At 41.4% G+C, this 14,432-nt stretch carries 15 protein-coding genes; 1 reads left to right on the forward strand and 14 read right to left on the reverse strand.

Annotated elements, in window-relative coordinates; genetic code table 11:
* Positions 1-15: 15 nt before the first annotated feature.
* Complete coding sequence (locus SporoP17a_RS02525; protein WP_083032005.1) at positions 16-975, reverse strand: ring-cleaving dioxygenase; 960 nt, start codon at positions 973-975, stop codon at positions 16-18.
* Between the two features lie 190 nt (positions 976-1,165).
* Between SporoP17a_RS02525 and SporoP17a_RS02530 the strand changes: the two genes are divergently transcribed.
* Complete coding sequence (locus SporoP17a_RS02530) at positions 1,166-2,008, forward strand: Rv1352/Rv1906c domain-containing protein (protein WP_083032007.1); 843 nt, start codon at positions 1,166-1,168, stop codon at positions 2,006-2,008.
* Between the two features lie 45 nt (positions 2,009-2,053).
* On the opposite strand, the gene SporoP17a_RS02535 is transcribed toward SporoP17a_RS02530, so the two are convergent.
* From SporoP17a_RS02535 to SporoP17a_RS02595, 13 genes are all read right to left on the reverse strand, one after another.
* Positions 2,054-2,407: a DoxX family protein gene (locus tag SporoP17a_RS02535; protein ID WP_083032010.1), complete on the reverse strand. Its 354-nt coding sequence runs from the start codon at positions 2,405-2,407 to the stop codon at positions 2,054-2,056.
* Between the two features lie 129 nt (positions 2,408-2,536).
* Positions 2,537-4,225 carry an FAD-dependent oxidoreductase gene (locus tag SporoP17a_RS02540; protein ID WP_083032012.1) on the reverse strand — a complete coding sequence of 563 codons (1,689 nt, stop codon included), beginning with the start codon at positions 4,223-4,225 and terminating at the stop codon, positions 2,537-2,539.
* 107 nt (positions 4,226-4,332) lie between these two features.
* Positions 4,333-6,285, reverse strand: a complete 1,953-nt coding sequence (locus SporoP17a_RS02545) for a hypothetical protein (RefSeq protein WP_083032014.1) — start codon at positions 6,283-6,285, stop codon at positions 4,333-4,335.
* A 275-nt stretch (positions 6,286-6,560) separates the two neighbouring features.
* Positions 6,561-6,791 carry a helix-turn-helix domain-containing protein gene (locus SporoP17a_RS02550; protein WP_083032017.1) on the reverse strand — a complete coding sequence of 77 codons (231 nt, stop codon included), beginning with the start codon at positions 6,789-6,791 and terminating at the stop codon, positions 6,561-6,563.
* Between the two features lie 15 nt (positions 6,792-6,806).
* Positions 6,807-7,298 carry a DUF2975 domain-containing protein gene (locus SporoP17a_RS02555; protein WP_083032020.1) on the reverse strand — a complete coding sequence of 164 codons (492 nt, stop codon included), beginning with the start codon at positions 7,296-7,298 and terminating at the stop codon, positions 6,807-6,809.
* 318 nt (positions 7,299-7,616) lie between these two features.
* Entirely contained in the window at positions 7,617-8,015 is a 399-nt protein-coding gene (locus tag SporoP17a_RS02560) for a VOC family protein (protein WP_083032023.1), read from the reverse strand.
* Between the two features lie 42 nt (positions 8,016-8,057).
* Complete coding sequence (locus tag SporoP17a_RS02565; RefSeq protein WP_083035851.1) at positions 8,058-8,429, reverse strand: iron chaperone; 372 nt, start codon at positions 8,427-8,429, stop codon at positions 8,058-8,060.
* Between the two features lie 276 nt (positions 8,430-8,705).
* Complete coding sequence (locus SporoP17a_RS02570) at positions 8,706-9,116, reverse strand: SRPBCC family protein (RefSeq protein ID WP_083032026.1); 411 nt, start codon at positions 9,114-9,116, stop codon at positions 8,706-8,708.
* A 401-nt stretch (positions 9,117-9,517) separates the two neighbouring features.
* The gene (locus tag SporoP17a_RS02575) at positions 9,518-11,062 is read right to left on the reverse strand and encodes an acyl-CoA carboxylase subunit beta (RefSeq protein WP_083032029.1); all 1,545 of its coding nucleotides are present in this window, start codon (positions 11,060-11,062) and stop codon (positions 9,518-9,520) included.
* A gap of 26 nt (positions 11,063-11,088) precedes the next feature.
* On the reverse strand, positions 11,089-11,871 hold the full coding sequence (locus SporoP17a_RS02580) for an enoyl-CoA hydratase (protein WP_083032032.1): 783 nt from the start codon (positions 11,869-11,871) through the stop codon (positions 11,089-11,091).
* 13 nt (positions 11,872-11,884) lie between these two features.
* Entirely contained in the window at positions 11,885-12,790 is a 906-nt protein-coding gene (locus tag SporoP17a_RS02585; protein ID WP_083032035.1) for a hydroxymethylglutaryl-CoA lyase, read from the reverse strand.
* A gap of 23 nt (positions 12,791-12,813) precedes the next feature.
* The gene (locus SporoP17a_RS02590) at positions 12,814-13,026 is read right to left on the reverse strand and encodes an acetyl-CoA carboxylase biotin carboxyl carrier protein subunit (RefSeq protein ID WP_083032037.1); all 213 of its coding nucleotides are present in this window, start codon (positions 13,024-13,026) and stop codon (positions 12,814-12,816) included.
* 18 nt (positions 13,027-13,044) lie between these two features.
* Positions 13,045-14,406, reverse strand: a complete 1,362-nt coding sequence (locus SporoP17a_RS02595; protein WP_083032040.1) for an acetyl-CoA carboxylase biotin carboxylase subunit — start codon at positions 14,404-14,406, stop codon at positions 13,045-13,047.
* Positions 14,407-14,432: the final 26 nt, after the last annotated feature.

Below are 14,432 nucleotides of genomic sequence, written 5' to 3' on the forward strand. Positions count from 1 at the left end.
TTAAACATACACCTCTCACAAAGGTTCCAAACGACTTTCGATTTCTTCACGACGATGTTCGAGGAATGGCGGCAATGCCAAAATTTCCCCTAAATGTTCAACTTCCTCATCCGTAGCAAACCCCGGTCCATCCGTGGCTATTTCAATCGTCAAACCATTCGGATCTTTTAAATAGACTGAATGAAAATAATATCTATCTACATATTGAGAATTGGGAATGCCATTGTCATTCAACTTATGAATAAATTCATTTAATTCATCTTCATCTTCCACACGTAATGCAATATGATGAACACTGCCTCTTCCCGGACGTTCTCGTGGAAGATCTGTTCGTTGTTCCAGGTGGATTTCAGCCCCGGTTCCTCCTTCGCCCGTTTCAAAAATAATAATATCGGGTTGCCCTTCAGTTTCAGAAGCATAACGTTCCTTTTCTTCAAACCCTAAAATATTTGTGAGAAGCGCTGTCGTTTCATCTACGTTTTCCACAGTGAACCGTGAAGGTCCCAATCCAACGATGCCATATTCTTTTGGTACAGGACTCTGATCCCATGGAATGCCCCCTGCAACACCTGTATTGTTTTCATCTGAAATCAGTACGAGTCTTTGACCTTCAAAATCTTGAAAAGGCAACACGAATCTCCCTGCTTGCTCTCGTATCTCTTCGTGCGGTACGTGAAATTCTTCAAATCTGGATTTCCAATACTTCAACGCTTGATCAGTTGGTACACGTAGCGAAGTAGCAGAGATACTGTTTGTTCCTCTATATGTCTTTCCAGCACGGGGAATTTCGAAAAACGTCACATCCGTTCCAGGACTCCCTTTCTCGTCTGCATAAAATAAATGATACATAGAAGGCGAGTCTTGATTGACAGTCTTTTTCACCAATCTCATTCCCAAAACATTCGTATAAAAGTCTAAATTTTTCTTCGCATCCGCTGTAATGGCTGACATATGGTGAAGACCTTTAATTTTCATCATAATTCCTCCTTAAGATTTCATTCTTACTACCTGTACCCGATCTTTGAATACTTTGTTACGTTCCAATTTATAGGTAGGCTGGTAAACAATCAATTTCTTTGCTTAAAAAACTACCTAATAGGTAGATTCTGTCAAGGATTATCATGTATTATATAGATACAATGTAAAAAGTGAGGGTACATACTATATGAATAAAAAACAAATATGGTGGGTTGTAGCGGGTGCAGCTGTATTACTCGTAGCATTAATTATAGCCATTATTAGCAACAAAGAAACCCCTGAAATTACAACAGAAAAGCCAGCTTCAATCGAAACACCGACACAAGAAAAACCAACAGAACCATCTGATGAATCTACACACTCAGAAAATGACAAGAAGGAAAAGCCCCAAGAGAATGAAACCAAAAATGATGCAACAATACCTGATGAACCAATGAAAGAAGAGCCTACACAGCCATCTAACACTGTTTCTGGTGCAACTTCGACACAGCCGTCAGCAACAACACCTAAGCCAACAGAACCGAAAAAACAAACCAACCCGTCCACTGTGACTTCCATTACAGATGGTACATATCAAATAGGAACTGATATTGAACCAGGTGAGTACCTCGTTTTTTCTAATGGCGTTACACTCTTGGAAAATACTACGGATCAATCAGGCAATCCTGACAGTATTGTATTCAACGTTGCACTGGATGGACGTTCTCATACATACGTGACATTACACCAAGGAGAATACTTTACGCTAAAAGGTGGAGAAATGTATCCTGTAGCTTCCGCACCTAGTATTAAACCGGAAAATGGAATATATAAAGATGGCCAGTACAAAGTAGGTACAGATATTCCTCCTGGTTCTTATACATTGATGGTAGATGATCAAAGCGATATAGGATTTTATGAAATCAGCAAAAATAGCCGACAGGATATGATGGATCTTCTCGTAAGCGATGTAGTAGAAGGTGAAACATCTGTTGATATAAAGAACGGTGAATATTTGACGATCCGGAATGCTTATTTAGAAATACAATAAAAAGAACACACAAAACTACTTTTGGTTTTGTGTGTTCTTTTGCTTTTAGACCTTTCGTACTTTCAATACCCACCAAATCAATACAAATTGCAGCGGAAGCCTTAGCCACAGTGCTGTTGCGGATACATCATAATTCACAGCTGTAAAAGCCATGTATATATTAACCGGGAATACAACTACTAAAAATATCGCGATTAAAAAACCTGTAACATAGCGTGTTCGCTTCATGAATAATCCAATAGCCAATGCGATTTCCATTACACCCGATATGTACACAACGGCTTTTCTAAACGGTACCCACTCGGGCATCATGCTTGTAAATACTGATTCTATTGCGAAGTGACCGATTCCTGCCGCTATGAATAACAGACAAAACACGTATAAAGCAATTTTCCTCATACATTATAGTCTCCTAACTTTTCTTCTACTTTGCTAGCGCCCTTTATGCATTCTTCGTAAACCAAATCAAATATACAGTACATAAAAAAGATCCAAGCTCTGACGAAGAGCCTAGGCCATATACTACAGTTAATAAAAGTTATATTCCGTCACAATTTTCTCTCGATCCAAGACCACATCATTGAAGAATTCATATAAGCATATACCGAGGAAAGAACCTGATATATTCACAATGTTATCAAAACCGCTGTTTTGCAAGGCCATCAATGCATTGTAACTACGTTGAGAAGAACGGCAATGAACATAAACAGGCACGTCTTTTGGCACTTCTTCCATACGATCACGGAGTTGGCTGAGTGGAATATTGACCGCATTTAATATGTGTCCTTTCGCAAATTCATTTTCCTCACGCACGTCAATAATTACAGCGTTTTGCTCTACTAATTCACGCACTTCTGAAACATGAACTTGCTCATAACGGCCGTATAGAATATTAAGCGCAACAAGTGCAGCTAGGTTGACAACGTCTTTAGCTGTACTGTACATAGGTGAATAGGTCAGCTCAAGCTCTTTTAAATCCTCCAGCGTTCCACCCATCGAGATGAGTGTCGCGATGACATCAATCCGCTTATCCGCATTTCCTTTACCAATTGCCTGAGCTCCTAATATTTTCCCTGTCGGTAATTCAAAAACTAATTTGAAATGGAGTGGGTTACTAGTAGGCATTAAGGAAACTTTATCAGGTGCAATAATATACACGCTGTCATGCTGGATTCCTGCAGAAGTCGCCATTTTCTCATTGAGACCTGTAGAAGCTGCTACCAAGTCGAAAATTTGGATACTTGATGAACCGATGACGCCTTTGTTTTGATGAGGTATACCATACATATGATCCGCTGCGGCACGTGCTTGACGTTGAGCAGGACCTGCTAAAGCCAGTCTCGTCGGTTTATGAAGTAACTGGTGATACACTTCAATGGCATCTCCCACTGCATAAATCGATTGATCGTTTGTCCGGTAATTGGCGTCTACTTTAATACCGCCAAGCTCTCCAATTTCAAGATCCGCTTCTTTCGCAAGCGTTGTCTCGGGACGAACACCAATTGCTAGGACAATCACTTGGGCAGCAACTTGCTTGCCAGAATTTAAGGTAACATGGCTATCATCGATTTTCACCAATCCATCCTCTACAATCACTTCAATCCCTTTATCCATTAGTTCCTTATGCAATATTTGAGCCATATCATAATCAAAAGGCATCATGACCTGGTTAGCAAATTCAATTATTGAGACATTCCGTCCGGCGAGCTTTAAGTTCTCTGCCACTTCTACACCGATGAATCCACCACCGATGACAGCTATATTGTCTATGTCTTTCGTCTCTACATAGTTGTTCAGACGCTCAATATCTTCCACGTTTCGAACAGTAAAAACGTGTTTCGAATCTACACCTTCCAAATTCGGAACGATTGGACTTGCTCCTGGAGAGAGCACTAGACGATCGTAGCTCTCTTCATACGTTTCTCCTGTCAGCACATTCGAAACACACACCGTTTTTTCTTTACGATTAATCGCTATCACTTCTTGTTTAACACGCGCTTCGATATTATATTTATTTTTAATAGCTACCGGATCCATTAATACGAGCTGATCACTATCTTCTACAATTCCACTGAGATAAAACGGTAAAGAACAGTTAGAAAAAGAAACATGCGGACCTTTTTCAAACATAATGATTTCCGCTTGCTCATCCATTCGTCGAATACGTGCAGCTGTTGAAGCCCCACCTGCTACTCCACCTATTACAACAATCTTCATCTTGCCATCCCCTTATTTAGTCATTCATCTCAAGAAAACTATATACCCCTGCAGGTATATAGTCAACGAATTGATTTAGGGTTCATAGTTTATTTGAAGCTTGAGAATTAATTCGTAAAGTCTGCAACCAGGCGCCTAAGTAGGATTATCGTTTCTCTTCTTAAAACTTGTGCCGTCTCGATTGTCAACTCAGCCTCTTTATCGAATGAGGAAGCACGAATACTATCAACCCAGTGTGTGAGGTACTCTACGACATGTACTTTATCTACACTTTCCTTCAATAGACTCGTCCCGTTTGCACTAATATAATGATAGAAACTACCGAGCGTGACATAATGATAGTACTCTTCACTGCCGATCTCGACAGAGGTCAATCCTGATTCTGGCATCGCTACATCTATTAAGGGCATCGTCTGTTTATCAGCACGAGCTTTAACTAGAACATGACTGAAGAACTCTTCCACTGCCTTTACATAATCAGCTGTAATAAAAGCCGCTTTTTGACTGGTTTGGTGACTTTCTGATTGAGAGTCACTTTCAAGTTCATACCATTTCACTTCTGCAGTCGTTAATAGTCGTTTCACTTCGTTGGATTTCAATAATTGTGGCAGTTTTTTACCAGCTATTTCAAAGCGTTCTTTCTCTTCTTTATTGAAAATCAACGCACTCTGGGGATGCAGTGATGTAAAGGTCTCTTCTAGCAATGTCATCGCTTGTTTAGGGTCAATTGGTTCCAGATCGTATTGCTCAGCCTTTTGTAGGACCGCTTCCACGGCTGGAGATAAATCATTCAAATAAAACTCTGTCAGATATTGATCTAATTGGGTCAGGGCATCCGAAATCATAATCTCGCGGTATCCAATTCCCTCGTCAGGTATCAACGATAGGATACGGTTTCTTAACTTCATACCTTCATTTCCTAATTCCCAGCCTATCAATAAGTTCAAAGCAGGTTCTTTTACATTGCCTTCTTCTGAAGTTAATGTTTTATCCGCCTTATAAAAACAAATCATTGCATTCAGTAAGTTTCTTAGTATAGCGTCTTGATCTTCAAACGGTAATTCAGAAAAATTTGCTGTACACATTTCTTCAATCCCACATTCGTAAAAGAAAAAATTGAAATCGGCCTGTATAAAGGAATCCTCATTGATCTTCCCACCATGTTGCTCCTCAATTACGTTCTTCATGCGTAATATGTACTCGGAAATTATCGTTAACTGGGAAACGATATCTCCTTTATATTTCTCGATGCGATATTGAACTGCTTGCATATCACCGTGCAAAACATGTACCGCGTGATAATCATAGGCGGATTTGGAAATGTTTACCAAGCTAATGACGGTTGGTATATCATTTAGATTGAATAGATCATTGAAAGTAATATAGAATTCCAGACCAATACTGTGCATCTTCTTGTACTTCATCATATGAATCAAACGTTTACAAAAACTCCGCTTCGTCGGAAAGTCGATCAATGTATCGTTGTGCACAACTTGTAAAAATAGGTCATACAGATTCATGATGGTCTTTTTCGTTACGCTTTCCAAAATATTGGGGTCTCGTGTTTTATCCATTAATACACTAAGTTCATTGAAATACCTAGCAAGTGTCTGCATGTGCTCAACACGTGTGTTATTCAATGTTGCACATAACGGATATATTTTTGAATTGAACAGTTGCCAAGATTCCGCCACATACCCTTCATTATTGAAGAAATAGAACCAAAGATGGTACCGCCAATCCCCTTTAGCTTTAGTATCCTGATCCAACTCAAACGGATCGAATTCTTCCCCATAAGCTAGCGCGAGTAAAGTTTCATTATATTGGTTCGCTAAAGTAATTTCACTGTCATACAAATCGGATAGTTCTACGAGCAATGCGTACCGTTCATCATCCCGGCATTCGTTAATCACTTTCGTAAACGAAGGATGGTCGATGACATGACACACATCCAAATGACGCCCTTTTAGCAACCACTGACGCAACATATAATCCAAGAACTCTTCCGAATCCAAATAAGCCCCAAAATGTCGCGCTGAAAACTCTTGATAAATATCCAAACTAATTCCCCCTTAACATCTGACAACGAGTTGATCTGTACGAATAACAAACTCTATCCTAGAAATAATAAAGTTTGGGCTATTCCTATCATATCGCGATTAGCCTATTTTCTCTACTAGAAATCGCAGTTTCAACATAGGACCTTCAACAGGTCGATCCATCTATTTTGTTATAGACAAAAATATAGAGCATTCCATATTTCGCGGAAATGCTCTATATCTTTTAGTATTTTATTATTTGTTGAATTATAGGCCTGGTAATTGAATAATTTTTTCTAATCTACTGGGCTTACAGTGTCTTCATCCATTTTATATTCCAAAATATCTCCAGGCTGACACTCTAAAGCCTTACAAATCGCATCCAAAGTCGATAGTCGAATCGCTTTCGCCTTTCCGTTCTTCAGTATTGAAATGTTTGCCATAGTAATTCCAACTCGCTCAGAAAGTTCCGTGACACTCATTTTCCTTTTAGCCAACATTACATCAATATTGATGATAATTACCATGTTACTCACCTCAGCTTAGACTATTAAATCATTTTCCTCTTTTATATCTATAGCTTCACTTAAAAGCCTTTGAAGAACAGCAGCAAATACCGCAATCACCATGGAAGCAAAAATAGGTATCATTCCGACTAGTACCAGTCCTGGGGCATCGTCTATCTCTGCCATTATAAAGAGGAATGGAAAGGCTACTACATACAAGCCACTGATTGTGATCGCACAGTATTTAATTTTCTTTAGAGACCTAACAGATAACTCGGAGAAAGCTAGATTCTTGTCAATAAAACTTAATAAGTAAAAGGTTTGATACAATGCAAAATAAAATGGGATCACCGAAATATACATGACTAGTAAAATACTATATACCACATATGCAAAATCCCAACCTCTTCCTGCTGCTTCACTTGCTTCACTAGCTACCTGTGGCAATAAAAATATGCATAAAGCTAGAACTGGAATACCAATAAATACAACGGCTATTTTTAAAAACAGTGTCGTTCCTCGTTTCATAAAAAGCACCTCACTTACCTTTTATATTATAAATTCCATTTTAACATAAATTTATCGATTATCAATAAATATATGTTGTACAATAACACTTTATCTATTTAACTTGTATGATCCCTTCCGTCTGGATTACACCAAAATAGACAAAAAAACTTGGATTTACTTTCATAAAACTTCGACAATACTGTCGATAAAAAAACGCTAACCCATTTATATTTTATAAATGAGTCAGCGTTTACTGTTTATATTGTCTATAAAAAACCTACATACTTTAGTTAAGTAGCCAATTATGAAATATCTCACAGACCATTTGCGTCTGAATTACTCTGGCAAATTCAACTGCCAAGAAATGCCGAACTGGTCATTTAGCCATCCGAACTTTTTACTGAACCCATAATTGTTGATTGGCATGAGTGCTGTGCCATTTTGCATCATTTTTTCATACAGACTATCAATTTCCTCTTCAGTATCACATGTTAAATAAATAGAGAAGGATGGTGTAAATGTAAACTCATGATCAATATGGCTATCGATACACATGAACTCCTGTCCTTTTAATGAAAATACCGCTTGAAATACTGTACCTTCTTCACCAGGTCCTTCAGGTCCGTAACGAGTAATGCTTTTAATTTCTGAATCCTCAATAAGAGTGGTGTAGTATTTCATAGCTTCTTCCGCGGTCCCACCTTGAAACATTAAAAATGGCTTTATGTCCTTCACATTAAACTTTCCTTTCTTTACATAAACTTTATTTTTACTGTTCTATTTCCGCCAAAAACTTTTACAATCTGCTTTATCCTGAATATTAAATTCAATAATCTTCTTAAGCAAATCGTAATGGATCGGTTCATTCCACTGAATTCTAAACAAGCCTTTAGTCGCGCTGTAGCCGAGCTGTGCAATATCATCTGCAAAGTTCGCTATCCCTGCCGGTTCAGGTGAAACACTTATATGATGCTTAGCTGTAGAAAAACCAATAATAAATGTGTCATGATCAGAAAACATGGGTGTATTCCATTTGATTATTGGTTCCAAATTGGGAAATTCATTAGCAACCCATTTCAAAATTTCCTCTATCCGATCACGATGGTCTGGATCATCAATGCTTGCTAGATATTTTGAAAAAACCATTATGTACATCCCCCTAAAGTACTCACTAACCTTTTGTAACAACATCTTTCCTGAATTTAAGTACGTTACACCTATCGATGCTTGGTCATCAATACTATCTAGTTCATCTTTGAATAAAAATGTTTGATTGCTATCTAAATAGAGTAGATGTATGAATTCCAGTTTTCCTTAAATCGTAAAACAGAACACTAATTAGCAAAGAGGGCCATTTAGTGAGCTGTTTATCTTTACTTATTATACGCTATTAGAGCTTGTTTAGTTAGCTAAAAGCACATGCAATCATTGTTCTACTACTTTTTTAAGTTGATCTCCAAAATTCATCCAACTATATCTTGCTCCTTCAATAGCTCCTTTTGTCGCTTTTGTTTCTTCACTAAAACCAGTTTGTTCAAAATACACATGTGTAGCGCCATTTGAACTTGTTGACAATGTCCATGTAATTGTAGTGGTTTCTCCGGCACTTGCCCAAGTGTAAGATAAAATATGAGGCTCTTCTACTTCAAGCACCTCGCCATGAATGATTCCATCCCACCATTCATTTGGCTCAGAACGAAATTGGAACTTTTCTCCGATCACTGGTGCAAAGTCATTTTTCCAAATCCATTTTGCCAGCATTTCTGAATCTGTTAATGCCTTCCACACTTCTTCAATTGAACTTGAAAATTGAAAATCTACTGTTATATCCGCCATTGTCTATTCCTCCGATAACACTTTTTAAGTTATGACACCGGTTAGTGTCGTGTCATTATATATTCTAGGCATAATTGGCACCCCTTTATTCACTTACCTATAATTAAATTCGTATTCCGTCTATTCTTATAGTGTAATTCTTTGTCTTTTTGGATTTTAGTGTGACTATTTGAATTTCTATACAAAAAGCACGATAAACATTGATTTAACAATGTTTAACGTGCTTTTTTAATTCGCCTCTAGATTTCAACCTATTACGCCTCATGAAAACATGAAAATGCATTCATAGCAATAGTTTGCGTACTGTGTGTATACGTTCTATTTACCAATTCATGAAAATATAAAATTGAATAATTAATTAAAAGCCCCTCTACACAGTGACAAATGCCTGCCACTTGCCATCACACCGGATAAACGGGATGCTTGCGGTCTGTAAACTGAATATATTTCGTCGCGTACGCTTCGTAGCGGGTAATCAGCTCATCGCGCAGTGAATCTGCTGGGATGATTCCATCGATAATCATTTCGGAAGCTAAATGGTAAATGTCGATATCCTCTTTGTATTCGTTGCGCTTCTCTTCAATATACGCTGCGCGCTCTTCTTCAGGCAACGCGGCAATTTTATTAGCGTAGACTGCATTGATCGCTGCGTCGGGTCCCATAACCGCTATGGAAGCAGTTGGTAGCGCTAAACATGCGTCCGGTTCAAATGCCGGCCCAGCCATGGCGTACAACCCTGCGCCATATGCTTTGCGAACGATAACGGAAATTTTCGGCACCGTCGCTTCTGACATTGCAGAAATCATTTTCGCACCGTGGCGGATGATGCCTGCACGCTCTACTTTCGTTCCGATCATGAATCCAGGTACGTCGACTAAGAAAAGTAGCGGAATGTGGAATGCATCGCAAAGGTTGATGAACTTTGCCGCTTTGTCGGCAGAGTCATGGAATAGCACGCCACCTTTAACACGCGGCTGGTTGGCGATAATGCCGACTGCTTTTCCGTCGATGCGCGCAAGACCAGTAATAAGCTCACCTGCAAACAGTTTCTTAATTTCGAACCATGAATCTTCATCGATAATCCCTTTGATCAAGTCGTGCATATTAAACGGAGCGTTTTCATTTTTCGGAATGATTTCTTCCAGTGCTTTATCCAGCTGTTTAGGCAACACTGCATCACGTACAGGCGGCTTTTCTGAGAAGTTTGCCGGGAAATACGATAAATATCTCCGGGCCGCTGCAATTGCATCTTCTTCGTTTTTCGCGAGCACATCACCGCATCCTGAAGTTGAGCAGTGCATGCGCGCGCCGCCCATTTCTTCAAGCGTTACTTTTTCGCCAATGACCATTTCTGCCATACGCGGTGATCCAAGGTACATCGAAGCATTTTTGTCGACCATAATGACGATATCGCAAAACGCCGGGATATATGCACCGCCAGCAGCTGACGGTCCGAACAAGACGCAGATTTGCGGAATCCGGCCGGATAATTTTACTTGGTTGTAGAAAATTCTTCCTGCACCACGGCGACCCGGGAACATTTCGACTTGATCCGTAATCCGTGCGCCTGCTGAATCAACTAAATAAACGAGCGGCACATTCAATTTTTCAGCGGTTTCCTGGATACGGATAATTTTTTCCACTGTTCTTGCGCCCCATGAGCCTGCTTTGATTGTAGAATCATTTGCCATGACGCAAACAACTTGGCCGTTAATCTTCCCCATGCCTGTAACAACACCGTCAGCAGGAAGATCGCCCGCCATGCAGTTCGCAAATTGGCCGTCTTCAATTTCCAGTTCTGAATCGAATAGCAATTTTAAGCGATCCCGGACGAACATTTTTCCTTGTTCCGTATTTTTGTCATGGTATTTCGGCGCGCCACCTTTTTTAATTTGCTCTACTCTTTCATTCAATGTTTGCTGCAAAGATTTCGTATCTGTTGTCATAGTCCTGCCTCCCTTATGATTATTCATCATTCGCCAGTGTATACAGGCTTGCGTTTTTCCTTGAATGCCTGCAGTCCTTCGAGTCGATCTTTTGAAGGGATCGTCACTTCATAGGCGTTCTGTTCAATCGCGAGTCCCGTCTGCAGATCGACGTCATACCCATGGTCGATCGCGAACTTGGCCTGCGTGACAGCAAGCGGACCGTTCGCTGCAATTTGTCCCGCAACGACAAGCGCTTTATCCATCAGCTGATCGAGGGGTGCAATGTATTCAGCGAGCCCGATTTCCAATGCTTCTGCCGCTCCCACTTTACGCGCTGTAAAAATAAGCTCTTTCGCCCGTCCTTTGCCGATCAATCTCGGTAGACGCTGCGTACCACCGGCTCCCGGAATAATGCCGAGCGAAGTTTCGGTTAATCCGAACTTTGCCGAGTCTGCTGCAATTCGGATGTCACACGCCAGTGCCAGTTCTGTCCCGCCACCGAGCGCAACGCCGTTGACTGCGGCGATGACCGGCTGCGGCAGTGATTCAATGCCGTTAATCGTCTGGCGGATCAATGAAACTGTCTTGCGCACATCGACCGGATTCATTCCTGCACGTTCTTTTAAATCAGCACCTGCACAAAAAGCTTTTTCGCCAGCGCCCGTTATGATAATAGCCCGGATTTCCCGGTCATAGCGGCATTCCAACAGCGCATCGTAAAGCCCATTCAGCATCTCAGTTGACAATGCATTTGCCGCTTCCGGACGATTCAATAAGATGACCGCAATTCCGTAGTTGCGCTTTTCATATACCACTTTATTCTCCATTTTTTCACATCCTTCATTTATCATGTGCACCGGCAGCCTGCAAATTTTTACTAGGAAGCACCTTGCCGATTTTTTCTTGAATAAACATGGATGCCGCTAAAATTTTCTCTTCATCGACACCGGTATGAATACCCATGCCGTGTAGCATATACAATAAATCGTCTGTCGCTACGTTGCCTGAAGCACCAGGTGCGTACGGACAACCACCAAGCCCGCCAGCTGAACTGTCGAACACTGTAATGCCCATATCAAGCGACGCTAAAACATTCGCTAAAGCTGTTCCACGCGTGTCATGGAAATGCATAGCCAATTTGTCTGCTGGAAAACGTTTCAGCAGCACGTCAAGCATTTCCTGGACTTGCCGTGGATTCGCAACGCCGATCGTATCACCTAGCGATAATTCGTCAATACCCATGTCAAACAGTGATTCCGACACGCGGACGACCGCTTCCGTATCGACCATTCCTTCGTACGGACAGCCGAACACTGTTGACACATAGCCTCGCGTCTTCTTACCTGCCGCATTCGCGTCTTGAACAATTTCATTTAAAACGGGCAGTGTATCCGCGATCGTTTTATTAATGTTTTTCAAATTATGCGTCTCGCTCGCCGACATGAACACCGCTGCTTCATCGATATCCGATGCAAAAGCCCGTTCAAGCCCTTGGCGGTTCGGGACGAGGGCCGAGTAAGAGACGCCCGGCTCTCGCTTAATACCCGCCATCACATCACCTGCGTCCGCAAGTGCTGGAATCCATTTCGGATTGACGAAAGACGTCACTTCAATCGATGGGAGTCCGCTTTTGGACAGCATATTAATCCAAGCCATTTTATCTTCGGTCGGAATAAAGATTTTTTCGTTCTGCAGTCCGTCACGCGGTCCGACTTCTTTAATCGTAATTGTTTCAGGCCATTTCATCGTTTCATCTCCTTCTACAGGAATTATTCAATGACTGCGATGACGTCTCCTTCGTTGACGAATTCACCTTCGTTCACTCTTACTTCTTTCACGACACCATCGAAATCAGTAGCAATCGGTATTTCCATTTTCATCGATTCCAAGATAGCAATATCTTGATCTTCTTCTACTTCGTCTCCTGCTTTTACAAGTACTTTCCAAACGCTCCCTGCCATGCTTGCTGTAATTTCTGTCATCATAATTCCTCCCAAGAGTCACTTCGTTTGTTTTTGTTTTTTCTTTGTTAAATATTTTTCCACGAATTCCGTCGTCGTATCCCCAACATGGAATGCTTCATGCGCTGCTACTTCCTGGAGCATCGGAATATTCGTCTTGATGCCTTCGATGTGGTAGTTCGAAAGCGCTTCCTTAAGCCGGTCGATCGCTTCGCTACGATCTGTACCTTTGACGACGAGTTTCGCGATCATCGGGTCGTAAAACGGGGTAACGACTGACTCGCTGTGGACTGCCAATTCGTGGCGTATGCCCGGCCCTTCCGGTAGCTCCAGTTTCGTAATCGTCCCCGGTGAAGGGAAAAATGTTTTCGGATCTTCTGCGTAAATCCGTACTTCAATTGCGTGCCCGTTACGCTTGACGTCTTCTTGCGCAAATGAAAGTGTTTTTCCCGCAGCGATATGAAGCTGCTCTTTCACTAAGTCAAGCCCCGTAATTTCTTCCGTAATCGGGTGCTCTACTTGCAGTCGTGTATTCATTTCAAGAAAGTAGAAGTTTTGATCTGCGTCGACTAAAAATTCGATCGTGCCTGCGTTTTTATAGCCGATAGACTTCGCTGCTTTTACTGCTGCTTCGCCCATTTTTCTTCGGGTCTCTTCTGAAATGAATGAAGATGGCGCTTCTTCCAATACTTTTTGATGGCGACGCTGTATGGAGCATTCGCGCTCCCATAAGTACACTGTATTTCCTTCATTGTCCGCTAAAATTTGAATTTCGATATGGCGTGGCTTCTCGACGAGTTTCTCAATATACATCGCACCGTCACCGAAGAAATCAGACGCTCGTTTTTGATTGCCTTCGAACGCTTTATGGACTTCGTCAGCGCTATAGACGACTTGCATACCGATTCCACCACCGCCTGCAGACGCCTTCAGCATAACGGGGTAACCGATAGTTTCCGCCGCTTCGATCGCATCTTCCGCGTCTGCAAGCGAACGAGTGACACCCGGCACGACCGGAACACCCGCTTTTTCCATCGCTTTGCGCGACGCAATTTTGCTACCCATTTCAGAAATAACTTCAGGCGAAGGCCCGATGAACACAAATCCTTCTTCTTCGCAGCGACGGGCAAATTCAGCATTTTCAGAAAGCAAACCATAACCTGGATGGATTGCTTCTGCTTTCGACTGATGCGCTGCTTCTAAAATTTTATCGATTTTCATATAACTTTCCGTTACACGTGGTCCACCGAGCAAGTAGGATTCATCAGCTTGCTTGACATGGACAGCATCCGCATCCGCTTCCGAATAGACACCGACCGTCTTAATACCGAGCTCTCTGCATGTACGCATGATACGGGCCGCTATTTCCCCGCGATTCGCAATCAAAATCTTTTTAAACATAGTGTTCACCCTTTCCATTTATCGTG

This window comes from Sporosarcina ureae (assembly GCF_002082015.1).
GTDB lineage: Bacteria > Bacillota > Bacilli > Bacillales_A > Planococcaceae > Sporosarcina > Sporosarcina ureae_A.